Here is a 21,599-nt window from a genome sequence, read left to right on the forward strand (position 1 = left end):
CAACCGCGCGAGGCGCTCGGGTTCGCCGCGGATCTCCAGCGGAGGTTCCCGGAGGATCCCGCCCTCAACCGGCTCGCACAGGAGCTCTTCATCGCCCTGGACAAGCGCGAGGAGGCTTTCGCGCAGTACAACGCCTGGGCCCAGAAGGATCCAGGCTCCGTCCAGAGAGCCCTCTGGGCGGCCCGGGTCGCTCCGCTGAACGAGCAGCGAGCCCTCTACGCCCAGCTACGGGAGCGCTTCCCCGCGTCCCCCGAGGTCAAGCGCGCGGTGGCCCGTCTCCGCTACGTGGATGGGTTCCCCAAGGAGGCGCTGGAGTTGCTCGACGCGGCGCTGGCCAAGGGCCCCGAGACCTTCGAGGACCTGGAGCTGCGCGTGCGCGTCATGATGTCCCTGCAGCAGTGGCGGGAGGCCTCCGGAGCGGTGCACCAGTTCGCGGCGGATCCGAAGCATGTCTCCTGGGAGCTCGCGGTCCTCGGCGGCCGTGTGGCCCAGATCGTCGGGCCCACGCGCACGCAGTACGTCACGCATGAGCTGATCCCTCCGGCGTTCACCAGCTCCCCGGAGCGCCTGGCGGCCTTGGCCCTCCTCACCGGGGAGAGCACCGTCACGGACAAGGAGCTGAAGGCCATCGTGGACCCCACGGCTCGCGAGGCCCTCGAGCTCACCCGGGCCGTCCTCCAGGATTGGGACAAGGCCGTGCGGCTGGCCAGCGAGGCCCCGGACTTCGTGCTGAGCCGCCTGGACACGGAGTCCGCCGCGCTGCTCGCGCTGGAGCTCTCACGCCGGGGACAGGAGGAGGCCGCGGACCGCGCCTTCGGCTCCAGCCTCTCGCTCATGGCGGCCCGCGAGCCGCTCGAGGCCTACGTGCGTCAGGGCGTGGTGAAGAAGGACTTCCCCTTGCTGCCGCCGGGCCTGCAGGCCGCCGCGTACCTGGTGCGCGCCAGCGCCGTGACGGAGGGCCGCTCCACGGAGCAGGGCTATGCGCGCTCGACGGACAGCTTGGATGGCATGGCCCGCCGCGCGCTCGATGCAAGCTACGAGATACCCCAGCCGGTCCGTGTGACGCCGAGCCGGTACTGGCCGCACCTGCACTCGCACCACATCGACATCATCCAGATCATCCGGCGCGACCACCCCGAGCAGGTGCCGCCCCCACCGCCGTCCCCGCCGCCCGAGGAGCGTGCTCCCCGGCCGTGGGCCGCTCCGTGAGGGCGCTCAGCCCGGCTGGGTGACCTGGCGCAGGATGTCCAGGGACTCCAGCGCCTTGCCCGCGCCAATCACCACCGCCGAGAGCGGATCCTCCGCCAGGAACACCGGCAGGCCCGTCTCCTCGCGCAGCAGCGTGTCCAGGTTCTTCAGCAGCGCGCCGCCACCGGCCAGCACAATCCCGCGGTCGGCGATGTCACCGGCCAGCTCCGGCGGCGTGCGCTCCAGCGTCAGCTTCACCGCCTCGACGATGCCGTTCACCGGCTCGGCCAGCGCGTCACGCACCTCGTCGCTGCTCACCGTCAGCGTGCGCGGCACACCCGCCACGAGATCTCGCCCCTTGATCTCCATGGTCATCACCTCGTCGGTCGGGTACGCCGTGCCGATGCCCATCTTGATGGCCTCGGCCGTGCGCTCGCCGATGAGCAGGTTGTACTTGCGCTTGACGTACTGGATGATCGCCTCGTCCAGCTTGTCGCCGCCGATGCGCACGCTCTTGGCGAACACGATGCCGGCCAGGCTGATCACCGCCACGTCGGAGGTGCCACCGCCGATGTCGACGATCATGTTGCCGCTGGGCTCGGTGACGGGCAGGCCCGCCCCAATCGCCGCGGCCATGGGCTGCTCGATCAGGTAGACCTCGCGGGCGCCGGCGTTGGCCGCGGCCTCGCGCACCGCCCGGCGCTCCACCTCCGTAATCCCCGAGGGGATGCCGATGATGATGCGCGGGTTGACGAGCGTGCGGCGATTGTGGGCGCTCTGGATGAAGTAGCGCAGCATCGCGGCGGTGATCTCGAAGTCGGCGATGACGCCGTCCTTCATGGGGCGGATGGCCACGATGTTGCCCGGGGTTCTCCCGAGCATCTCCTTGGCCTCCTTCCCCACCGCGAGCACCTTCTTGCCACCACGCGCATCCTGCTGGACGGCCACCACGGAGGGCTCGTTGGACACGATGCCCTGGCCGCGGATGTAGATAAGCGTGTTCGCCGTGCCCAGGTCGATTGCGAGGTCACGCGAGAAAAGGGTGTGGAGCCAGTCGAACATACGGGGGCGGAAACTTTCGGGAGTCCTGCGGAATTTCCCCAGTGAACCAAAGCCGCGACAAACTGAAGGTACTACTACGCGGCGAGCGGTGCTGAAAGAAAAGCCACTCTTTGACACGAGACGTGGGCTGGAGAGCACTCGGCCGGGGAAGAGCCTTTCAGCCTACCGGTGACGGCAGGGCGTCCGCCCCCAGGGGTACCTCCGAGCCCTGCTCTGCCTGCTCGGCGGCCATGGCCCCCTGGAAAGTCGTCCCCGCGGCCCCAGCCTCCACCTCCACGGCCCCCCCCCGAGGAGAGGGGAGGACCTGGCCATCCGCCACGGCGTTGCGGTACTCGGGCGTCTGGCGCAGGGCCTCGCTGGTGACTCGCAGGAGCACCTCGCGGGCCGGCTCGAAGAGCAGGGCCGCCCCGTACCAGAAGGGGAAGTAGTCCAGGCGCACCAGCCCCTTCACGTTCCAGCCTCGCCGAGTGTAGTCCCACGGACAGCGGCCGAGCGCCCGGCGCAGCAGCCAGCCGGTGGTGAACTCGGCCCCGAAGATGACGGCCGTGTAGGCAAGCGCCCGCAAGGGCCGTGGCAGGAAGCGCAGCCGGTCATGGAGGAACTCCAGGCCCAGCGCGGTGGCTCCATAGATGGGGTGCATCCACAGGTACGTCTTCGCCGTCCCGTGGGCGTCCTTCTGAAAGATGGCCGCGCTCGTCCCGGTGAAGCACACCTCGAGCACCCAGCCCGCACACCCATAGAGGAGGAATCTCGGTAGCACGCTCAGAACCTAAGAATCATCGGCACCGAGGGCACGCCTCCCCTTGGGTCCAATGGCCAGGTGTTCCAGGCTGCTCGATTGGGGTCCGCCTCGGGGGCTTGCGGTGTCCGCCTTCGGACAGGCTGCCGGGCTCTGTCCGGTGCTCAACAGGAGGCGGGCCGCCGGAGCGCTCCTAGCGCTTCAGCGTGTACTTGGCGATGACGTAGAGGGCGCGCACGCCGTCCTTCCAGCCGATCTTCTTGCCCTCCTCGTAGGTGCGCCCGTGGTAGCTGATGGGCACCTCGTAGACGCGCCAGTTGCCCCGGGCGACCTTGGCGGTGATCTCGGGCTCGAAGCCGAACCGGTCCTCATCCACGGTGACCGAGCGCAGCACCTCGGCGCGGAAGGCCTTGTAGCAGGTCTCCATGTCCGTGAGGTTCAGCCCGCTGGTCATGTTGGAGAGCGTGGTGAGCAGGTTGTTCATCACCGTGTGCCAGAAGTAGAGCACCCGCCGCGGCGTGCCGGTGAAGCGGCTGCCGTAGACGACGTCCGCCTCGCCATCGAGGATGGGCTGGATGACGCGGGGGATGTCGCGCGGGTCGTACTCGAGGTCCGCGTCCTGGACGAGGATGATTTGGCCGGTGGCCTCGGAGAAGCCGCGCCGCAGCGCCGCGCCCTTGCCCTGGTTCTGCTCCTGGAAGAGCACGCGCAGCTCGTTGCGGTTCTTCGGGGCGCCGTTGAGCACGCCCAGCCCCTTCTCGGCCAGCTCCTGGAGGAACTCGCGGCTGCCATCCCTGGAGCAGTCATCGACGATGACCAGCTCCTTGGGGAAGTCCACGGCGATGCAGCGGCGCAGCAGCTCCGCCAGCGTGGAGCTCTCGTTGTAGACGGGGATGACGAGCGAGACGAGCATTGCGGGCCCGGCCTCTACCTGATTTCGCCGCCCGGGGCGACTTTTCCCGGGGGGATGAACCTCACCCGTGAGCTGCGCCACATCATGCCCCCCGTTTCGCGGATACCTCCGCTCTTAGCGCGTCCATCAAGGCGTCCAGGTCCGCGTCCGCGGTGAGCGGGTTGATGAGCGTGGTACGCAGATAGACACCTTTCGGCAGGGTGGTCTGCACCAGATAGAAGTCGCCGCGGGTGATGAGCCGCTCGCGCAGGCGGCCCTGGAGCGCGTCCAGCTCCGAGGCGGGGAGGCCCGCCGGGGTGTGGCGGAAGCAGACGATGTTGCAGTCGGGCGGCACGGCCACCTCGAAGTCTCCCGAGGCCTGGAGGCGGCCGGCGAAGCGGCGCGCCAGCTCGAAGGTGGCCGTCACGTAGTCCGCGAAGAGGCGGGTGCCCAGCAGGCTCAGGCAGGTGTAGAGCTTGAGGGCCATCATCTCCTTGGTGCACTCGAGCGTGCGCAGGCCGATGTCGCTCCAGCGCCGGGTGTCCTGGCCGTGGAAGAGGTAGCTGGCCTCCTGGGCGAAGGCCTCGAAGGAGCGCGCCCCGTCGCGGAAGAGCACGGCGGTGATGAGCGAGGGGACCATCATCATCTTGTGCGCGTCCCAGACCACGGAGTCCGCGCGCTCGATGCCCTTCACCAGGTGGCGGAAGCGGGGGCTCAGCGTGGCGGAGGCGCCGTGGGCCCCGTCCACGTGGAACCAGAGGCCGTGGCGCTCGCAGAAGTCGGCCACCGCGTCCAGCGGATCAAACGCCCCGGTGGCGGTGGAGCCCGCGCTGGCCACCACGGCGATGGGCTTGCGGCCGGCCCGGGTGGCGGCGGCGAGCGCGTCCTCCAGGGCCTCCGGCCGGAGCCGGAAGTGCGCGTCCACGGGGACGGGGGTGACGCCCGCCGAGCCCCAGCCCATCACCTTCGTGGAGCGGGCGATGCAGTAGTGAGCCGTCTCGGCGACGAGCACCGTGAGCGGCGGGCCCGCCGAGGCGCCGCCGGTCCACGCGTCATACCCGGCCTTGGCCTGGCGCGCGGCGAGCAGCGCGGTGAGGTTGCCCGCGGAGCCGCCCGAGGTGAGCACGCCGCCCGCGCCCTCGGGCAGGCCGAGCTGCCCGGCCATCCAGCGCACCACGTTGTGCTCCATGGCAGTGGAGGCGGGGCCCATCTCGTACACGGCCATGCCGTTGTTCAGCAGCGCGGAGACGAAGTCACACAGCGCGCCCAGCGGCAGTGGGGCCGACACCTGATGTCCCACGTAGCGCGGGTGGTGCAGGTGGTGGGAGGCGGCGAGGACGCGCTCCATGAAGGGGGCCAGCTCGCCGGCGGGCTCCTCGGGGAAGGTTGCGGGGAAGCGCGTGGCGTTCTCGGCGGGGGGAGCCCACGGGAGCACGGGCAGGTTCTCTCCTCGGGTAGCGCGAGCGAGGTAGTCAGCGAGCTGATCCACCAGCTCGTGTCCCTGGCGGCGGAAGCGCTCGGCGTCGTAGGCGGCGGCGGCGCGGTCTCGGAAGGTCTGCATGGCGGCGCACCGTAGACCGGGGAGTGCTCAGGGGAAACGGATGGACTGTGAGACGTGGCCTCCTTCGAGCCATACTGGTGGTGCATGAGACATGTCTTCTGGATGGGTTGGATCCTCGTGCTGACGGGATGCGGCGCGATCGGACGGGAGCACCGCCCTGCGCGACAGACGGCGTTCACCTGCCGGGGGCGCCCACCGCCGCCTCGGAGTTCCATCAACCGGGCGGATGCGCCCGTGGGACGGCTGGAGCTGAAGCGGCTGTCCGCCGAGGCCGAGCCTCCTCCTGCCCCTCCGAGCGGCGCCTCGTCCGACGCGGCTGGTGGTGGAGGGGCGAGGTTGCCAGCGACCCGGTTCCGGGTCATCGCGGAGGCAGTGCCGCTGGGCTCGCTGGGGGCCGCGCTGGCCAGCGAGCTGGGCCTGAGCCCTGCGAGGCACGATGCCACTCACGGACGAACAGTCGGGAACAGAGACCCGACCTGAAGAGTCGCCCGGGGTGGATCTGGAGCCCGATGCCGAAGGTGGGTGAGCGGCCTTGGGGCGTGGGTTGATTGGCGGACGAGGCGGCGCGGGCTTATCTCTAGGACACGGGCGCACCCTGAGCGTGCCCGCTTCTCGAAGGAGGCCCCGCCATGGCCGATACGAAGATCACCATCACGTACTGTAATGCCTGAGGCTACAGGCCTCGAGCCGTCCGTGCGGCGGCTGCACTGAAGGATGAGCTGGAGCTGGACACCGAGCTGAAGCATGGCCCCTCTGGGAGCTTCGAGGTCTCGGTGAACGGCAAGACGGTGGTGAGGAAGCAGACGCTCTCGTTCCCCACGGAGAAGGAAATCGTGGACGCGGTGTCCCGCGAGATCGGGCGCTGAGCGAGCGGTGAGGAGAGCCCCTGGAGTCACGGAGGCTCTTCCTCCAAGCTGCGGCCATGAAGCGTGTGCTCATGGCCGCCTGCCTCCTGGGACTGCTGGGTTGTTCCACCCCGTCGGCGGCGCTGCGGCCCACGGGTCCGTCGTTCTCGTGTGAAGTGCCGGGCTACGTGCCCGAGCCCCACTACCGCGCCGACGTGCCCATGGGCCGGCTGGAGGTGCAGAAGCTGTCCACGGTCCCTCAGGCCCCGCCGCCTGAGCGCGAGCCGGAGTCCGAGCAGGAGCAGGAGCCGGTTTCCAGGAGCAGGCCGCGCTTCCCCCCGGTGTGGCTGCGCGTGGTGGCGGAGGCAGTACCTCTCGGGACGCTCGCGTCCGCGCTCTCTCGGGAGCTGGGCCTTGGCATCGTGGTAGCTCCACAACTGGTGGACCTGAGGGTCTCCCTGGCACTGCCGGATTCGAGCGCCGAGGAGCTCTTCGGGCTCCTGGATCGGCACTACGCGGTGGCTTCAGAGATGGAGAAGAAGCCGGTGATCGTGCTCGAGGACAGGAGGGAACTCCTCCATCGCCACTACGAATCGCCCGAGCTCCTCGTTCGGTTCATCCCCATGACCGGGCTGCCCGCGGAGGACGTGGCGGCCGCGTACTGCAAGCTGCTGGCGACCGAGCGTGGCTCCGCGAACGTGGTGGGAGACGTGCTGCTCGTGATGGGAGAGCAGGTCGCCTTGGAGCGCCTCGATGCATTCATTCGAGCGCTCAGGGAGCAGCAGAAGCCGATGCCCTCCGCCGACAAGAGATCCCCCCAGTAGGCAGCCGGGTGCTCGCATGGCCGGTGTGAACTCGTCCGAAGCTCTTCTCTGACCCACCTTGAGAGTGTCGGAGGTGACACATGGCCTGGTGGGACTCGGCGATGGAGCGGCGCTCCATCCAAGCCGGCATGCGAGTGCAGACCCGGGAAGGGACTCGGCTGGGGCGGGTGCTGCTCATCGGCCGGGATGTGCTGTACGTGCGGCCGTGGCGCTTCTCGCGCCGGGAGTTCGCGGTGCCGCTGTCACGAGTCACCCGGGTGACGGGTGGCGCCGTCCACGTGACGGGCGCACCCTCCGAGCTGCGCGAGCCCGTGGGAGACCGGCTGCTCCATGACATCCCCACGCAGGTCCACCCGCTGGCCGAAGCTGCCGCCACCGGACAGGCCGGAGCCTGAGTTGCACCGGAATGCGGCGAGCGGCGCGGATTTGTGGTTCAAAGAGGGCCATGTCCTCTTCACTTGAAGCGCTGTCCCAGAAGGTGTCCGCGGCGTTCGCCGACCGGACGAAGTTGAAGGAAGCCGAGTACGTGGCCGCCGTGCGCGAGACGCTGGCGCGGCTGGACTCGGGCGAGCTACGAGTGGCCGAGAAGGGCCCCGAAGGCTGGCGCGTCAACGCCTGGGTGAAGGAGGCCATCCTCCTGTTCTTCGCCGTGTCGGAGATGCAGGTGATGGAGGTGGCTCCCTTCGAGTTCCACGACAAGGTGCCGCTGAAGAAGGGGCTGAAGGCCGCGGGCGTGCGCGTGGTGCCTCCGGGCGTGGTGCGCTACGGGGCCTTCGTGGAGCAGGGCGCGGTGGTGATGCCGGGGTACGTGAATATCGGCGCCCGTGTGGGCTCGGGGACCATGGTGGACACGTGGGCCACCGTGGGCAGCTGCGCGCAGGTGGGCCGCAATGTCCACCTGTCCGGGGGCGTGGGCCTGGGCGGGGTGCTCGAGCCGCCCACCGCCTCGCCCGTCATCATCGAGGACGGCGCCTTCATTGGCAGCCGCAGCATCGTCGTCGAGGGCGTGGTGGTGGAGGAGGAGGCGGTGCTGGGCGCCAACGTGGTGCTCACCTCGTCCACGCAGATCATCGACGTCACCGGGCCCGAGGAGCGCATCTACAAGGGCCGGGTCCCCGCCCGCAGCGTGGTGATTCCGGGAATGCGCGAGAAGCAGTTCCCCGCGGGGAAGTATGGCGTCCCCTGCGCGTTGATCATCGGCCAGCGGACAAAGAGCACCGACCAGAAGACGAGCCTCAATGCCGCCCTGCGCGACTTCGCGGTCCCTGTATAGAGGTGGAAATCCGCTGGGTCGTGGCGTCCGTAGAAGCAGTTGACCCCGCGGGTCCGTGACGTGACATGAGCCACCTGGACGACATCCTGCCGGAGCTGCTGCTCGGCACCCTGGAGCTGCCCACCCGGCAGGCGGCCGAGCAGCACCTGGCCACGTGCGAGCGCTGCCGGAGCGAGGCGGCTCGGCTGTCGCCCGCCCTGGAGGGGCTCGCGAGCTTGGTAATCCCCGAGCAGCCGCCGCCGGGAGTGCTCGCTCGGGTGGTGGGCGAGATGGAGGGGCCTGGCCGCTTCGCCCGCTTCGCCGAGAAGGTGGCGGCGCTGTTCGACCTGACGCGGGAGCGGGCGCTGGCGCTGCTGGAGTCGCTGAGCCATCCGGAGGGGTGGCTGCCGGGGCCGGCGGAGGGCATCCAGTTGCTGCCGGTGGAGACGGGGCCGGCGAAGCAGGAGATGCTCGCGGCGTTCGTGCGGCTGCCGCCGGGAGTGCGCTTCCCGCACCACACCCACCACGGGCATGAGTGGAACCTGGTGCTCGAGGGCGGGCTGCGCGAGGGCTCGGGGCGGGAGACCTGGCCAGGCGAGGTGCTGGAGATGGACGAGGGCAGCGCGCACGACTTCTCGGCGCTCGAAGGCCCCGCGTGCATCGCCGCCTCGCTCCTCGATGGGGTGACGAGCTTCGAGGAGGAGCCCCCCTCCGCGTGAGCGGCGCCTGACGGTTCTCGGAAGGGCTGGCCCTGCTCGCGGGCCAGCCAGGCCTTCGTCAAAGAGGGAGCGGATGGACCGCCGAGCGTCTATGGTTCGCGCCGTCCATGTCCCAGCTCACTGCACGCCTCGCTCAGTCCACGCTTGCTCTGTGCCGTATCGCCAGCCCCATCGGGCAGGAAGGGCCCCTGGCCGATCATGTGGAGCGGTGGGCGTTGGAGCGGTTCCCTCGCGAAGAGGTGTGCCGGGTCGGGCACTCGCTGGTGGTGGGACGGCTGGAGGATCCGCGGCCCACGGTGGCGCTCGTGGGGCACCTGGACACCGTGCCCGCGCACCCGAATGACGGCCCGGCGCGCCTCGAAGGCGAGCGCGTGTTCGGGCTGGGCTCCTCGGACATGAAGGGCGGGCTGGCGGTGATGATGGCGCTGGCGGAGGACCTGCCGCTGAGCAAGCTGCCCGTGAACCTGGTGATCATCCTCTACGAGCGCGAGGAGGGGCCGTACGTGGAGAGCGGGCTGGGGCCCCTCTTCGACAAGCGGCCGGAGCTGAAGCGGGTGAGCTTCGGCATCGCCATGGAGCCCACGGACGGGGTGGTACAGGTGGGGTGCGTGGGGACGCTGCACGCGACGCTGAAGTTCACGGGGCGCAGCGCGCACTCGGCGCGGCCCTGGCAGGGAGAGAACGCCATCCACAAGGCGGGCCCGCTGCTGTCCGAGCTGCTGGCGCGCCAGCGCGTGGAGGTGGTGCACGCGGGCTTCTCCTTCTTCGAGGTGATGAGCGTGACGCTGGCGCATGGGGGCCGGGCGCGCAACGTGGTGCCGGACTCGCTGGAGCTGAACCTCAACTACCGCTTCGCGCCGGGCAAGTCGCTGGAGCAGGCCCAGGCGGATGTGCGAGCGCTGGTGGCGGGGCGGGCGGAGGTGTCCTTCACGGATCTGTCTCCGAGCGGGCGGGTGTGCGCGGACAACGCGCTGTACCGCAAGCTGCTGGAGGTGACGGGGCTGCCGGCGGCATCGAAGCAGGCGTGGACGGACGTGGCGCGCTTCGGAGAGTGGGGCGTGGACGCGGTGAACTACGGGCCCGGAGAGACGGCGCAGGCGCACCAGGCCAACGAGAGCGCGCCCATCCCCGCGCTCGCGGTGGCGTACGAGAAGCTCGCCGCGTTCCTGGGCAGCAGCCGGTAAGGGCGAGAAGGCTCGGCCTCGAGGGCCGTCACTGCTTGGAGCGGGACCTGGGAGCCTTCGTGCTCCGGCCCTGCTTTGCGGCCTTGCGGGCTGCGGGCTTGGAGGCGGGCTCACGCCCGAAGAGCTCGTGCATGGACTCCGCCGTGACCGCCTTGCGCAGCCAGACCTTGAGCTGCTCCAGGTCCGTGCAGGCCAGGATCTGCTGGCGGGAGGCCTCATCCACCTGGAGCCCCCGCGCGTCGAGCACCTCAAGCAAGGCTGCCCGCTCGCCCTCGTGACGGCCTTCCCGGAGCCCCTCCTCGCGCCCCTCCTGGCGTCCTTCCTGGCGTCCTTCCTGGCGTCCCTGGGCGAGCCACTCACGGAACAACGGGAACTGGGGCTCGTAGTTGCCAATCTTCATCAGTGCCTCCAAGGCTCTGCGGGCCGCCTCGCCCAGCGAGGACAGGGTCAGGTCAACGTAAAGGCGGACGCGTTCGGCTTCAAGCCCCGCCACGGCAGCCATCACCGTCTGAGCGATGGCCTGTCCCACTTCCTCTTGCCCGTGCGCCATGGCGGACAACACCGCCAGCTCCGGATCCTTGCGAGCCGCCTGCTCGTCCGTGAGCACGGGGATGGCGCTCGGCCCTGCCACCAGGGGCTGGAGTACGAAGCCGGGGTGTCCCAGATCGATGGGCTGAGCGCACCAGCGGGCCACTGCCGCGTTCGGGGCCACTATCAGCAATGCGGGCGGGCCGTGAGGACCCAAAGGGGTCTTAGTTAGACCCAGCTTCACCCCGGGTCCTCTCACCCCTTACAGGAGGACGGCCATGCCCAAGGCGTACAGCTACTTGCGATTCAGCACCCCCGAGCAACTGAAGGGGGATTCGTTCCGGAGACAGAGCACAAAGGCTCAAGAGTATGCGTCCACACACGGCCTGGACTTGGACGACACCCTGACGTTCCAGGACCTGGGAGTGAGTGCCTTCCGAGGCAAGAACGCGGAAGAGGGACAGCTTGGAGTCTTCCTGGCCGCCGTACATGCCGGGAAGGTGGAGCCGGGTTCATACCTGTTGGTTGAGAGCCTGGACCGCATCAGCCGTCAAGCGGCACTGCTCGCACTCGGCACTCTGACCAGCATCCTCGCTCAAGGGATCACCCTCGTTACCCTCCATGATGGGAAGGTCTACTCCCAGGAGTCCATGACAGCTCAGCCGATGGATCTCATGTACGCGCTCATCGGGTTCATGCGGGCCAACGACGAGAGCGCCCACAAGTCCATGCGGATCAAGGCCGTGTGGTCCGGGAAACGGGCCAGGGTGACTCAGAAGCCGCTGACCGCCAACGGTCCCTTTTGGCTACGGCTCAACAAGGCCACTGGACAGTGGCACGTCATCCCAGAGTGCGCCGTCATCGTGCGCCGCATCTTCCAGGAGTACCTCTCGGGCCGTGGACCGACGGTGATCATGTCCAGCTTGAACCGGGAAGGAGTCCCAGTGTTCCTTCGAGACACGCGGAAGGGGTCACGGAAGGCCGCCTACTGGCACAGGAACACCGTGCGGCGCCTCCTGGAGAATCCTGCCGTCATTGGCACGTACATCCCCCACAGCACCCAGTTCAAGGACAGGAAGAAGGTGAGGAAGGCAGAGGGGCAGCCGGTTCCTGGCTACTTCCCTGCCATCATCGACGAAGACACCTTCCAGCGGGCACAAGCCCTCCGGTTGGGGACGCCCTGTCCCTGGCGTGGCAAGAACGCCACCAGGGAGGAGACACGGAACCTCTTTGGCGGGTTGGCCAAGTGTTCCCGGTGTGGGGCGTCGATGATCTACATGGACAAGGGGGTGCGCAAGGGCCGACGTTACGCGTATCTGGTCTGCTCCTATGCGCGAGTGGGAGCGGGATGCAAGTACACCGCTGTCCCCTACGCTTTGCTCGAAGAGGCATTCCTGCGTGATGCTCCTGTCCTCCTGGACTCTGTTCCCACGGGGCAAGAAGACAGCGCCCTGCTCACCGAGATTGAGCGGATAGATGCCGCTCTGTTGGGCAGCAGTGACCACCTGGAGGCCCTCGCGGATGCGTACGCGCGGACACGGTTGGACGCACTCCTCAAGGAAATGCAGACCATCACTACCGAGCGGGATGCACTCCAGGAGCAACGGGATGAACTGGCGCGAAAGGCGGGCGCTGTAGCGTGCCCTCTGGCCATGAAGCGTCTCCAGGAACTTGGGGAAGCCCTCAAGACCGAGTCCATGGACCGCCGCAAGGTCAACACCCTGATGCGGATGGTCTTCGAGGGGTTCACGGTGGACCCGGACACCTGTGGGGCCTACTTCACCTGGAAACTGGGCGGCACAAGTCAGTGGGTGGCCTTCGGGTTCCCCAAGAACACCGCCGAGTCCAGAGTGACGGATACGGAGGAGAACCCGGAAACGGCCAGAGCGGCCTGACCTACAGCAGCCGGAAGGGTGACCGATGGGGTGGGAATCAGCAGCGTTCTCCCGCCCCATCGGTGGCTTCCCTCTTCCCTAGTGGACTTGGGGGGCCGCTTCCTTTGGGGTAGGCGCCTTGGGAGTGGGCTTCTTGGGCGCGGGCTTCTTGGGTGTGGGCTTCTTTGACACGGGCTTCTTGGGCTTCTTGGACGCGGGCTTCTTGGGCTTCTTGGTCCCCTTCCGTGTCTCCCAGTCCTCAGCACGGAACCGCCACAAGACCAGGGGCACCCGGCCGGATGCACGAGAGAACAGAACGATGTCCCCAGAGAAGTCTCCGGAGATCGCAGGGTCTTCAACGGCGTTGTGAGAGGCCCACAGTGTGGCCGGGTCCTCCTCGTCACGGACGACCCGTCTCAGTTGACTGATCCGCTCGCGCACCAGAACGAGAACGGAGTAGACGCCCACAGGGGCATTCCGCTCCTGTTCCTCGTCTAGTTCCTTCCTCGCGTGGAGATCCGCGAGCAGTTGAGCCCCCAGAGTCGCTCCGGACAAGGCAGCTAGTTCCAGGTCCAGGCTGACCACCAGGGGTCTTGGGGTGATGCTGAATCCGCTCTCTTCGGTCATGTAGGCCGTCCTTTCGTCGGGTATAGGGCCTACCTCCATGGTAGCTCATAAACTACGTAGCTCAAGAACTACCTAGGTAACGTAGTTCATGAACTGTGTAGCTCAAGAGCGACCCTGGGTAAGTCCGCCCCGTGCCAACAGCAGGGAAAACACCGACAAAGCGGGGTCGTTCGGAAGTCTGGACGCGGGGTCCAACAGCCCGTGCCATCAAGCGGGAACTGCGGCTCCTCGGGAAGCGACTCCGGCAACTGAGGCTAGAGCGGGGCCTCACTCAAGAACAGGCCGCAGAGGCAATCGGTGTTCACCCGAAGCACATGATCAAGATGGAACAGGGAGGCGCGAACCTCACTGTTGCCACCCTCGTAGCTGCGGCAGTGGCCTTCAAGGTTCCACTCCGAGACCTGTTCCCGGAGACCGACGAGGAAGATACCGGCAAGTGATGGGGGTGAGGAGCCATCCCACAAGAATGCACGTACCAGTTGTCCCCGGCAGGTATATCTATAAGTTCTTTAGAGAGCCCGGCTGAGCCCTTGGGGCGACCGAAGAAGAGGACCGGGGAAGTTTCTTCTTCTAGGTATCTCCATGCGGAAGAAGATCCCCTAGAGAGATCTTAGATACACAGAGGGAGACCAACGGTGCTCTCCAAGTTCCCCCGAAGATCTATCCCTTCTTCCAATCTTCGGGTTCTCCACTCCCTGCCACCCACATTCGTGCCTCCTGTACTGCTCTCCTCTCCGCAGAACTTCGAGCGGCACCGGTCCCACTGACTATTTCCACAGTCCTGAAATCATCACGTCTAAATATCTCACCCTTCGCTACATATTCTCTTCCCTGCTTCTCCGCTGGCCTGACTGTCACCCCATAAAACTCATTGAGATCGGTAGTTCCCATCACGCTCTCCTATGGGAAATCTTACTGCCGCCGCGACGGTGGTCCCAAGATGGTCAGTGATGGATGTGTTGGAAGCCAACGGTGCTCCCCAAGGTCCCACGAAGGGCTGCTGCACGTCTTGGCCCTCTTCACTTCTGGACATGGCCCCAGGGACAGCCCCCAAAGCAGTCCCTTCCCCCTGCCTCTTCTCAGGGAAGGCCCTGGCAGGCCCTAGGAGCCACGGAAGACGCGCCGGGTCCCCCTAAGCGGGATGGTCGGCATCATGGCCCTGTGGGGCTCCTGAAGGCCCTAGCACGGCTGTTTGAAGCGATGCCTGTTTGGGGAAGCTAGATTGCGCGCCGCTACGCCTGTATAGAACCTGCTTCCCCGTTCAGAGAGAGAGAGAGAGAAAACCAATGGCCGACAAGACTACAACCGAGCAGGAGAGCCAGCCCACGTCTCAAGAGGGCAAGCCACCCAAGGCGGCACAGCCACAGAAACGAGAACTGGGGCGTGCCCCCAGCGAGGACAAGTTCCTTCAGATGCTATGTGGCTTTCTTGACCGTACGTACCCAGAGGCCAAGTGGGGTCTAGGCATCACTTTTAGCACGGGAGGAATGCTCGTCTCGGGAACGCTGATCAGCACCCAATGGTACTTTGAGCAACTCACGGAACAACTCAGCAAGATGCCTCCCCCGGGAGGGACTATTGCCATAGGAACTGAGAAGTTCCGCGAGAGTGTGATGAAGCAGATCGGCGAAACCAAGGGCAAGGAAGAGAATACGGGCGAGGGCGAGAGCGCAGATGAGGGTGAAAAGAAGGAGCCTTATAGCGCCCACTACGCCCATCTGATGAACGTCAAGTTCTTTGTACCGGGTGAGCGCCCAATTGAGTCTAATAAACCTCCTACCCCGCTGTGGCGCGGTCGCATCACCGAGATCCAAGGCTTTATGCTAGCTTCTTTGAGCGCTAGCTAACTCGGATTTCCAGCAGGTTTTGGTGGCGATTTTCTCGGGGCCTATCGTGACTTTCGGGGGCTCGAAGTTTCCCCCTGTACCCCTCGGGTCTGCACCTCATGTTCAAGGCCCTGGCATGGGGTGTCATCTGAGTAGCGAGCGGGGACTGCCCGAGAGGCGGAGCAGCCGGATTCACTCCCCGCAGAGCAGAAAGCACCAAGGGTCCTTTGCGGGGACCTCTTTTTTTGGTACTTGGGTCTCTACGGCCTGTCCATGAAGGCGGTAGGGCAACCGACTCGCGAGCGCAGGCTGGTGAGGTACAGCGGCCAGGTCTTCCGCTTGTCCTCAGCCCTCGCCAGCTGCACCTCTACCACGATGGCGAAGACAGGCTTGTCCTCCAACAGGAGCACCACCAAGTCCGCGCGGTACTCGGTAGGGACGACCTCGGTGAGCTCGGCGGACTCCACCCGGGCCTCGGACCAGGCCGGTAGCGTGAATCCGAGCGCGTCGCTCAGTAGCTCGGGCGCCAGGGTGGGACGGTTGCGGAACAGGAGCAGGAGCCCCTCGTGCTGCATGGATGCCATGATGCGGTACATCCTACGGGGGACGTCTGACCTGACAGGTCTCCTGCCACCGTCCACCGTGTTGGACTCACCGTCCACCGATGAGACTCCCGGCAGCGACGATGGGACAGGAACTCCGTCCTGCGTGCTCGGAGCGGAAGGGGTTTTCACGGCGCTGCGGCGTTGGCACAGGGCGTGCTGAGCAGCGCCTGGCATGCCGGGCCCTCATGACTTGTTCGTGCGCTACACCTTCGACCACCCCGAGCGGGCCGCGGCCGAGCTGCGCGCCGTGTTGCCCCCGGAGGTGGCGGCGCAGGTGGACTGGAGCAGTCTGCGCCGCGAGTCAGGGAGTGTCGTGGACGCGGAGCTGAGGGAGCGCCAGAGCGATCTGCTGTTCTCGGCGCGGCTGTGTGGGGGAGAGCCGCTGCTGCTGTACCTGCTGCTGGAACACCAGTCGTCGGTCGACAAGTGGATGGCGTTCCGGATGTTGCGTTACGTGATGCGGCAGCTGGAGCGCTGGCGTCAGCAGCACCCGGAGAGCGAGAAACTCCCGGTTGTCCTGCCAGTGGTGATGTACCACGGGCCAGAGGGACGGTGGACAGCGGCGCGGCGGATGGAAGAGCTGTTTCATCTGCCTGCCGAGGCCGTGGAGATCTGGCGAGAGCTGGTGCCGCGCTTCGAGTACCGGCTGGACGACCTGACGGCCGAGCGAGAGGAGGCCCTGCAAGCTCGAGCGGGCTCCCCGATGGTGGTGCTGACATTGCTGCTGCTGCGCTCGGGACGGTCCGAACACCTGGACGTATTGCTGGAAGCGTGGAGCCCCGTGCTGGCCGAGGTGATGGCTTCCCCGGAAGGGCCGGAAGATCTGCGCGCAGTCGCGCACTACCTACACAATGTGGGGTCCGAGGGGGCGATTGAGGGCTTGTGGCGCGTGTTAGATTGGGTAGGCAGAAGGCAGAGAGAGGAGCAGGTGATGGCACCCTTCACGGTACCGATCCTTGAGGAGGCGCGTGTTCGAGGGGTAAACGAAGGGTTTGCGCAGGGCGTGCTGCGGATCCTGGCCTCGCGAGGTATCTCCGTGGATGAGGGGACGCGCCAGAGGATCCTGGAGTGCAAGGACCCGGCGATCCTGGACCGGTGGTTCGACAGAGCCCTCCAGGCCACGAGCCTCGCGGACCTGGAGGACCTCGAGAGGAACGGGTAGCCCACACGAGCGGGGAGCACATGCGCCAAGCCCATGTGGTGATCCTGACGGCCATCACGCTGGAGTATCAGGCCGCGAAGAAGGTGGACGCGGGCGCGTGGGAGGGCAGCCGCTGGGAGGAAGAGAAAGGCCCCAATGGGCTCCCGGTGGCGTTCCGCACGTTCCGAGGTCTCGGACCCCACGAGCATCATTCGCGCGACAGGATCAGCCTTACCGTTCCTGCTGCTGCTTCGAAGTTGCTGGTGGAGACAGTGCTAGGACAGGGGAATAGCAGAGGCCTTGCCACTCGTACTCTCGCTCGCCGCATGGTGGTGCTCCCATGCGTGCCCAGCAGGCTCCGTTGATCTTGATCTCGCGCCCCTTACACGGGGGTTGGGCCTGCCCGGGGAGGGGAGTTTGCGGCAACTCATGGTTGAGCCCGTCCCCTGCGGGCCTTGGCTCTTCTTTCTCAATCCGAATCGCGACCGCGTCATCGCCGAGCCCCGAGGTTCCAGCATCCTCTCGATCGCTGCTCTGCTTGGGGCGGGACATGTCTTGCCCTGGCGGCTTCGCTGGTTGGCGCTGCGGAGGCCATCCCTTCTGAAGGGCGATAATGGCGAGGACTCCGGCTGCCATGGCGAGCCATAGGCGCAGCACCCGGGCAGAGCTTGGTAGGCCCGTTCGGTTCTTTCGTGCGACGGACTCCGTGATGGAGTTCTGCGAAGTGGGCGGATTCACTTGGAGCTGAGCGCCCCACTCTACTCGCTGATGCACCTCTGTTCGTGGAGCCGTGCCGCTCTGGCCCGAGTGTTGGCGGAGGATGGGCTGATCCGCCTCCGGTCCAGCGGTTCTCGCCGCATGCTCAAGCGCTTCGGCCACATCCGCTGCAGTGCCACGAGCCAAAGGCTTCAGCGAGAGCATCTGGCGGATGAGCCCTGACAGCTCCGGGCATGCCGTCATCCGTGCCTCGGGCGGCTCCCACTCCTCCGCGCGCAAGGACGGCTCGGTCTCTAGCAACTCCGGTGGTAGCACGGGCGGTGGGTAGGAACCTGTGACGAGGCAGTAGGCGGTGACGCCCAGCGCGTACACGTCATCCGCTGGCTCTGGCTCGTAGTGGGCTCCGGGCTGGTGCCGGTAGCGCCAGTGGAAGCGCAGGGCTTCCGGGCTGCGGTAGTAGGGCGTGCCGGGGGGCAGCACCTCGCGCGTGAGCGTGGGCGCTCCGAGGAAGTCTCCCGCACCAAAGTCCAGGAGCATCGGCCGTGAGCCGTCCTGAGATACGAGGATGTTGTCTCCCTTTATGTCGCGGTGGACACAGCCCGCCGCGTGGGTCGCTGCGAGCGCGCTCGCCATTGGAGCCAGCAGCCGCATCACCTCTCGCGAGCTGAAGGCTCGTTCGTGAGCCCACGCGTACAGCGACACGCCTTCCACCCAATCCATCACCAAGAATGGGAACGGGCCCGCCGGGTGCGCCCACAGCCCGTGATCATGCAAGCAGGGAACGTGGGGATGGCGGACTCGGCGCAGCAGCTCCGCCTCTCGCAGGAAGCGCGGATCGTTGGCGTGGATCGCTACCTTGAGGGCGACAGGCGCACCGTCCGGTTGCTCCCCAAGAGTCGCGAGATACACAGCTCCGTACGCACCCAGGCTTTGCCTGGAGCGCACTCGCCACGCGCCCACCTCCGTGCCCGGAGGCAGGTGCGCGGGATGCAAACGGTGGAGCGTGGACTCCGGAGCGATGACGCACCTCCTACCGCCAGAAGCCCAGCGAGATGCCCACGTTCGAGTAACGCCGCGCCAAGTCGAACGAGCCGCTGAAGGACCAGTCCTCCCAGTACCGGAACAGGAACACCTCGAGGCCCCCCGTCAGGTGCGGCCTTGGCACCTGCCCCTCGAACGAAGAGGGCTCCACGAAGACTCCCAGCCGCGTGCGCACCCGGCCCGGCCATGTGTCGTGCTCGGCGCCCAGGTGCGGCTGGATGAGCACCGTCTTCCCCACCGGATCCGGATCTCCGAACGTCGCCACCGAGCGCAGCGCCACCGCGTTCTCCACCGCGGAGATGAAGTCCACCTGCCCCGACACCAGGAACGTGCCCACCGGCGCGTCCGGCGGCTCCTCCGGCGGCACGTTCGTGGCCCCCTCGGCCAACAACTGCCGGCGCGCCGCCGGAGAGAGGCGGTTGTAGCGCTCGGCCCCCTCTCCGAAGCGGTAGCTGACGCCCAACGACAGCACCGCCGGTGCCACCAGCCCCGAGTAGATGGGCCGCCCCGCCAGCACCGCCGACTGGTCGTCCTGCTTCTGCCAGTTGCCCACCACCTGCGGCCGCACCGAGATGCCCACCCGGTAGGGCCGCCCCTGCGGCCGGAACAACAAGTCCAGCGAGAGCCCCGTCCCGCCGTAGCGCCACTCCTCGCCCTTGTAGGTCAGCGAGGCCTGCGCCGCGTAGAGGCCCAGCGCGACGATGAACTCGTCCTGCCCGAAGGCCATCGCTCCCGCCAGCGCCGACTGGGTCACGGACACCTGGATGTAGTCCCCCGGTAGGCACTCGGGCGTGGCGCAGTAGCTCACCGTCCGAGTGCGCAGGAACGTCCCCAGCCCGAAGGTCTTGTACTGGAGCAGCAGCCCCACCAGGTACTGGCGGCTCGTCGGCGCCTCGTCCGGCAGCCCGTCGTTGTCCAGGTCTCTGCGGCGCCGCTCGGTCAGCGCCACGTCCAACAAGGACAGGGTGAAGCCCACGTCCCAGTCCCGGTCGAGCTGCGGGCTGCGGTGCGCCAGCGCGGACAGGTTGCTGGCGAAGCCCGCCGTGCCCTCGGCGATGCCCACGTAGGCCCCGCCCATGGCCACCATGCGCGTGGAGCCCAGCAGCACCCCCGAGCTGACGTACAGCCGCTCCGGACGGGGCTCGGGCGCTGGCACGTCCTGCGCCTGCGCGCGAGAGGCCAGCGCGAGCACCGCGGCGAATGACAGCAGGGCGAGGGTGCGCATGCGCAAGGGCCCAGTGCCTGCTACCGGCCCGCCACCTCCGTGAAGAGGCGGTCCGCCTCGGCGGCCAGCTTCGTGTCCCGCCACGTCAGCCCACCCGCGTCATGCGTGACGAGCGCCAGCGTCACCTTGCGCCAGCGGATGTCGATGTCCGGGTGGTGGTTGGCGGCCTCGGCGGCCTGGGCCACCTTCTCCACGAAGGCGATGCCCGTGAGGAAGGCCGGGGCTTCATAGGTGCGGCGGATCATCCCCCCCTCGTGCTTCCAGCCGGGGTGCTCGGAGAGGAAGGACTGGAGCGCCTCGGGGGTGAGCTGCGTGCGATCGTAGGCCATGACGCCTTCTTACCTGCGTGGGGAGCGGAAGGGAGCCGGGAATCCCCAACTCCGTCAGGGAGTGGATGGGCGGGTGCGGACGCGCAGGTTCGCGCTGGTGGAGGAGGTGTTCCCCCACAGCAGGGTGGTGGAGGCGGTGGGCTCGGGGAGCTCCGTGTCCAGCTGCTCCAGGAGGATGCCTCGGTCGGGGACATAGACGGGCACCGTCGCCCGGCTGCGCGTGCTGATGCTGGGAAAGGACGGGGTGATGACGGGGATGACCGTGTTGCGGACCTCGGGCTTGTGGAGGATCAGCTTGAAGCTCTCGCCCAGGGGCAGCGAGGCTTGATCCACCAGCGCCGTGCCCGTCCACTCCATCCGGTGCACTTCATTGAAGGTGTCCAGGACGCTGACCCGGGTCCCCGTCCACAAGGCGTTCGGCTCGAAGCCCACCACCTCGGTGGCGATGAGCTGGCAGTTGGCGCTCGTGCGCACGAAGCGCCCGCTCTGAAGCTGGTAGGGACAGACCTGGATGACGGGGACGCCGAAGTTGACCGACCCCCCACCGGTCACGGTGGCCAGTTGATCTCCCGCGCGCAGCAGCACCCCCTGGAGCGACTGCTGGTTGATGGGCATGTTGCTGGGGACCCAGGAGGTCAGCCCCGTGGAGTTCAGCTGCGTGCCGTCGAAGGTGATGCGCTCGATGGCGGAGCCATACAGGATCACCAGCTCGCCGGCGGAGGCGAGCAGGAAGGTCGCCTGGCCCACGGTGTTGGTCCTGCTCGCGGAGAGCTGGAGCGCCGTGCCCGTGTCCACCATGCGCAGGATCTGCGTCGGGCTGACCACCCACACGACATCCCCGTCCGCGGCCAGCCGCGCGTTGGTGAACCGCTGCACGAAGGCGCCATCGCGCAGGAAGTCCGTGTCGCACAGCCACCCGCCGCGCCGGGTGCGCTCCAGCGCGTTGCAGCTCTGAGGCAGCGTCTGGAGAGGAGCCTCGGCGGAGCGGTCGCGGGCGGAGTAGAGATCGAACTGCTGGATGCCGCCCACCGGATCAAACGCGGCGAACACGTGGTAGCGGCCCTGCTTCGTCGGAGTGAAGCGGACGGTGGCGTCGTCGGTCGTGGGCGAGCCCAGCGTGGCCTGGCTGTCCACGGGCAGGTTGTCCGGGCCGGAGATCTCCACCGAGATGGACTCGGGCGTGGGGACCTCCTCGGTGGCTTCACAGGTCGCCGGGGTCTGGGGCGAGACCTGCAGGCGCACCTGCTCGCCCACGATGATCACGCTCGCCTCCTGGAAGGAAGAGGAGGACACCGGGACCGCGCAGCCGGGGCTTGGGCACCCAGACAGCCCGAGCAGGGCCCCGAGCAGGCAGAGGAATCGACAGGTCTTCAGCATGAGAGCTCCACGGCCGCCCATCCGGCCTGTACTGGGCGGCGGT

General features: G+C 67.3%; 24 protein-coding genes. 12 read left to right on the plus strand and 12 right to left on the minus strand.

Annotation, left to right across the window (positions count from 1 at the left end):
- Nucleotides 1–1,209: tetratricopeptide repeat protein (locus tag ACJ8AT_RS18210; protein WP_407739028.1), on the plus strand; the 1,209-nt coding region annotated here is incomplete at its 5' end.
- 6 nt (nt 1,210–1,215) lie between these two features.
- Here ACJ8AT_RS18210 and ACJ8AT_RS18215 read toward each other — a convergent pair.
- The 4 genes from ACJ8AT_RS18215 to ACJ8AT_RS18230 all read right to left on the minus strand — a co-directional run bounded on the left by ACJ8AT_RS18215 (nt 1,216) and on the right by ACJ8AT_RS18230 (nt 5,442).
- Nucleotides 1,216–2,250: a rod shape-determining protein gene (locus ACJ8AT_RS18215; RefSeq protein ID WP_044198859.1), complete on the minus strand. Its 1,035-nt coding sequence runs from the start codon at nt 2,248–2,250 to the stop codon at nt 1,216–1,218.
- A 157-nt stretch (nt 2,251–2,407) separates the two neighbouring features.
- Nucleotides 2,408–3,010 carry a putative ABC transporter permease gene (locus ACJ8AT_RS18220; protein ID WP_407739029.1) on the minus strand — a complete coding sequence of 201 codons (603 nt, stop codon included), beginning with the start codon at nt 3,008–3,010 and terminating at the stop codon, nt 2,408–2,410.
- 172 nt (nt 3,011–3,182) lie between these two features.
- Nucleotides 3,183–3,902, minus strand: coding sequence for a glycosyltransferase family 2 protein (locus ACJ8AT_RS18225; protein ID WP_407739030.1), 720 nt, complete (start codon nt 3,900–3,902; stop codon nt 3,183–3,185).
- A gap of 82 nt (nt 3,903–3,984) precedes the next feature.
- The gene (locus ACJ8AT_RS18230; RefSeq protein ID WP_407739031.1) at nt 3,985–5,442 is read right to left on the minus strand and encodes a pyridoxal phosphate-dependent decarboxylase family protein; all 1,458 of its coding nucleotides are present in this window, start codon (nt 5,440–5,442) and stop codon (nt 3,985–3,987) included.
- A gap of 84 nt (nt 5,443–5,526) precedes the next feature.
- Here ACJ8AT_RS18230 and ACJ8AT_RS18235 point away from each other — a divergent pair, with 84 nt between their 5' ends.
- The 7 genes from ACJ8AT_RS18235 to dapE all read left to right on the plus strand — a co-directional run bounded on the left by ACJ8AT_RS18235 (nt 5,527) and on the right by dapE (nt 10,266).
- Complete coding sequence (locus ACJ8AT_RS18235; RefSeq protein ID WP_407739032.1) at nt 5,527–5,922, plus strand: hypothetical protein; 396 nt, start codon at nt 5,527–5,529, stop codon at nt 5,920–5,922.
- Between the two features lie 149 nt (nt 5,923–6,071).
- Nucleotides 6,072–6,308: a SelT/SelW/SelH family protein gene (locus tag ACJ8AT_RS18240; protein WP_407739033.1), complete on the plus strand. Its 237-nt coding sequence runs from the start codon at nt 6,072–6,074 to the stop codon at nt 6,306–6,308.
- A 56-nt stretch (nt 6,309–6,364) separates the two neighbouring features.
- A complete protein-coding gene (locus tag ACJ8AT_RS18245; protein ID WP_407739034.1) occupies nt 6,365–7,111 on the plus strand; it encodes a hypothetical protein in 747 nt (248 codons plus the stop codon).
- An 80-nt stretch (nt 7,112–7,191) separates the two neighbouring features.
- Complete coding sequence (locus ACJ8AT_RS18250) at nt 7,192–7,506, plus strand: PRC-barrel domain containing protein (RefSeq protein ID WP_407739035.1); 315 nt, start codon at nt 7,192–7,194, stop codon at nt 7,504–7,506.
- A 50-nt stretch (nt 7,507–7,556) separates the two neighbouring features.
- Nucleotides 7,557–8,384: a 2,3,4,5-tetrahydropyridine-2,6-dicarboxylate N-succinyltransferase gene (locus ACJ8AT_RS18255; protein ID WP_407739036.1), complete on the plus strand. Its 828-nt coding sequence runs from the start codon at nt 7,557–7,559 to the stop codon at nt 8,382–8,384.
- Nucleotides 8,385–8,449: 65 nt separating this feature from the next.
- Nucleotides 8,450–9,082, plus strand: coding sequence for a cupin domain-containing protein (locus ACJ8AT_RS18260; protein ID WP_407739037.1), 633 nt, complete (start codon nt 8,450–8,452; stop codon nt 9,080–9,082).
- A 107-nt stretch (nt 9,083–9,189) separates the two neighbouring features.
- The gene (gene dapE, locus ACJ8AT_RS18265; protein ID WP_407739038.1) at nt 9,190–10,266 is read left to right on the plus strand and encodes a succinyl-diaminopimelate desuccinylase; all 1,077 of its coding nucleotides are present in this window, start codon (nt 9,190–9,192) and stop codon (nt 10,264–10,266) included.
- A 28-nt stretch (nt 10,267–10,294) separates the two neighbouring features.
- Here dapE and ACJ8AT_RS18270 read toward each other — a convergent pair whose 3' ends face one another.
- Nucleotides 10,295–10,987: a hypothetical protein gene (locus ACJ8AT_RS18270; RefSeq protein WP_407739039.1), complete on the minus strand. Its 693-nt coding sequence runs from the start codon at nt 10,985–10,987 to the stop codon at nt 10,295–10,297.
- 85 nt (nt 10,988–11,072) lie between these two features.
- On the opposite strand from ACJ8AT_RS18270, the gene ACJ8AT_RS18275 reads away from it, so the two are divergent.
- On the plus strand, nt 11,073–12,689 hold the full coding sequence (locus ACJ8AT_RS18275; protein WP_407739040.1) for a recombinase family protein: 1,617 nt from the start codon (nt 11,073–11,075) through the stop codon (nt 12,687–12,689).
- A 78-nt stretch (nt 12,690–12,767) separates the two neighbouring features.
- Here ACJ8AT_RS18275 and ACJ8AT_RS18280 read toward each other — a convergent pair whose 3' ends face one another.
- Nucleotides 12,768–13,295 (minus strand): hypothetical protein, encoded by a 528-nt coding sequence (locus ACJ8AT_RS18280; RefSeq protein ID WP_407739041.1) that lies wholly within the window; start codon nt 13,293–13,295, stop codon nt 12,768–12,770.
- A gap of 131 nt (nt 13,296–13,426) precedes the next feature.
- Here ACJ8AT_RS18280 and ACJ8AT_RS18285 point away from each other — a divergent pair, with 131 nt between their 5' ends.
- On the plus strand, nt 13,427–13,735 hold the full coding sequence (locus ACJ8AT_RS18285; RefSeq protein WP_407739042.1) for a helix-turn-helix transcriptional regulator: 309 nt from the start codon (nt 13,427–13,429) through the stop codon (nt 13,733–13,735).
- A gap of 220 nt (nt 13,736–13,955) precedes the next feature.
- Here the strand turns inward: ACJ8AT_RS18285 and ACJ8AT_RS18290 are convergent, their stop codons facing one another.
- Nucleotides 13,956–14,186: a hypothetical protein gene (locus ACJ8AT_RS18290; RefSeq protein WP_407739043.1), complete on the minus strand. Its 231-nt coding sequence runs from the start codon at nt 14,184–14,186 to the stop codon at nt 13,956–13,958.
- Between the two features lie 395 nt (nt 14,187–14,581).
- Between ACJ8AT_RS18290 and ACJ8AT_RS18295 the strand changes: the two genes are divergently transcribed.
- Complete coding sequence (locus ACJ8AT_RS18295) at nt 14,582–15,142, plus strand: hypothetical protein (RefSeq protein ID WP_407739044.1); 561 nt, start codon at nt 14,582–14,584, stop codon at nt 15,140–15,142.
- Nucleotides 15,143–15,381: 239 nt separating this feature from the next.
- Here ACJ8AT_RS18295 and ACJ8AT_RS18300 read toward each other — a convergent pair whose 3' ends face one another.
- Nucleotides 15,382–15,705, minus strand: coding sequence for a hypothetical protein (locus ACJ8AT_RS18300; RefSeq protein WP_407739045.1), 324 nt, complete (start codon nt 15,703–15,705; stop codon nt 15,382–15,384).
- Nucleotides 15,706–15,898: 193 nt separating this feature from the next.
- Here ACJ8AT_RS18300 and ACJ8AT_RS18305 point away from each other — a divergent pair, with 193 nt between their 5' ends.
- A complete protein-coding gene (locus tag ACJ8AT_RS18305; RefSeq protein WP_407739046.1) occupies nt 15,899–16,888 on the plus strand; it encodes an Rpn family recombination-promoting nuclease/putative transposase in 990 nt (329 codons plus the stop codon).
- A 210-nt stretch (nt 16,889–17,098) separates the two neighbouring features.
- Here the strand turns inward: ACJ8AT_RS18305 and ACJ8AT_RS18310 are convergent, their stop codons facing one another.
- From ACJ8AT_RS18310 to ACJ8AT_RS18325, 4 genes are all read right to left on the minus strand, one after another.
- The gene (locus ACJ8AT_RS18310) at nt 17,099–18,544 is read right to left on the minus strand and encodes a serine/threonine protein kinase (RefSeq protein ID WP_407739067.1); all 1,446 of its coding nucleotides are present in this window, start codon (nt 18,542–18,544) and stop codon (nt 17,099–17,101) included.
- Nucleotides 18,545–18,614: 70 nt separating this feature from the next.
- On the minus strand, nt 18,615–19,850 hold the full coding sequence (locus ACJ8AT_RS18315; RefSeq protein ID WP_407739047.1) for a hypothetical protein: 1,236 nt from the start codon (nt 19,848–19,850) through the stop codon (nt 18,615–18,617).
- Between the two features lie 20 nt (nt 19,851–19,870).
- On the minus strand, nt 19,871–20,179 hold the full coding sequence (locus ACJ8AT_RS18320) for a 4a-hydroxytetrahydrobiopterin dehydratase (protein ID WP_407739048.1): 309 nt from the start codon (nt 20,177–20,179) through the stop codon (nt 19,871–19,873).
- 54 nt (nt 20,180–20,233) lie between these two features.
- Nucleotides 20,234–21,556: a hypothetical protein gene (locus ACJ8AT_RS18325; RefSeq protein ID WP_407739049.1), complete on the minus strand. Its 1,323-nt coding sequence runs from the start codon at nt 21,554–21,556 to the stop codon at nt 20,234–20,236.
- Nucleotides 21,557–21,599: the final 43 nt, after the last annotated feature.

The organism is Hyalangium sp. (genome assembly GCF_045802625.1).
In the GTDB taxonomy this organism is placed as follows: Bacteria; Myxococcota; Myxococcia; order Myxococcales; family Myxococcaceae; genus Hyalangium.

Coding starts and splice junctions, on each gene's coding strand:
- ACJ8AT_RS18280 (WP_407739041.1), bottom strand. CDS start 13,295: ATGACCGAAGAGAGCGGATTCAGCATCACCCCAAGACCCCTGGTGGTC.
- ACJ8AT_RS18295 (WP_407739044.1), top strand. CDS start 14,582: ATGGCCGACAAGACTACAACCGAGCAGGAGAGCCAGCCCACGTCTCAA.
- ACJ8AT_RS18235 (WP_407739032.1), top strand. CDS start 5,527: ATGAGACATGTCTTCTGGATGGGTTGGATCCTCGTGCTGACGGGATGC.
- ACJ8AT_RS18260 (WP_407739037.1), top strand. CDS start 8,450: ATGAGCCACCTGGACGACATCCTGCCGGAGCTGCTGCTCGGCACCCTG.
- ACJ8AT_RS18230 (WP_407739031.1), bottom strand. CDS start 5,442: ATGCAGACCTTCCGAGACCGCGCCGCCGCCGCCTACGACGCCGAGCGC.
- ACJ8AT_RS18225 (WP_407739030.1), bottom strand. CDS start 3,902: ATGCTCGTCTCGCTCGTCATCCCCGTCTACAACGAGAGCTCCACGCTG.
- ACJ8AT_RS18315 (WP_407739047.1), bottom strand. CDS start 19,850: ATGCGCACCCTCGCCCTGCTGTCATTCGCCGCGGTGCTCGCGCTGGCC.
- ACJ8AT_RS18305 (WP_407739046.1), top strand. CDS start 15,899: ATGCCGGGCCCTCATGACTTGTTCGTGCGCTACACCTTCGACCACCCC.
- ACJ8AT_RS18250 (WP_407739035.1), top strand. CDS start 7,192: ATGGCCTGGTGGGACTCGGCGATGGAGCGGCGCTCCATCCAAGCCGGC.
- ACJ8AT_RS18255 (WP_407739036.1), top strand. CDS start 7,557: ATGTCCTCTTCACTTGAAGCGCTGTCCCAGAAGGTGTCCGCGGCGTTC.
- ACJ8AT_RS18275 (WP_407739040.1), top strand. CDS start 11,073: ATGCCCAAGGCGTACAGCTACTTGCGATTCAGCACCCCCGAGCAACTG.
- ACJ8AT_RS18325 (WP_407739049.1), bottom strand. CDS start 21,556: ATGCTGAAGACCTGTCGATTCCTCTGCCTGCTCGGGGCCCTGCTCGGG.
- ACJ8AT_RS18245 (WP_407739034.1), top strand. CDS start 6,365: ATGAAGCGTGTGCTCATGGCCGCCTGCCTCCTGGGACTGCTGGGTTGT.
- ACJ8AT_RS18320 (WP_407739048.1), bottom strand. CDS start 20,179: ATGGCCTACGATCGCACGCAGCTCACCCCCGAGGCGCTCCAGTCCTTC.
- ACJ8AT_RS18290 (WP_407739043.1), bottom strand. CDS start 14,186: ATGGGAACTACCGATCTCAATGAGTTTTATGGGGTGACAGTCAGGCCA.
- ACJ8AT_RS18300 (WP_407739045.1), bottom strand. CDS start 15,705: ATGGCATCCATGCAGCACGAGGGGCTCCTGCTCCTGTTCCGCAACCGT.
- dapE (WP_407739038.1), top strand. CDS start 9,190: ATGTCCCAGCTCACTGCACGCCTCGCTCAGTCCACGCTTGCTCTGTGC.
- ACJ8AT_RS18215 (WP_044198859.1), bottom strand. CDS start 2,250: ATGTTCGACTGGCTCCACACCCTTTTCTCGCGTGACCTCGCAATCGAC.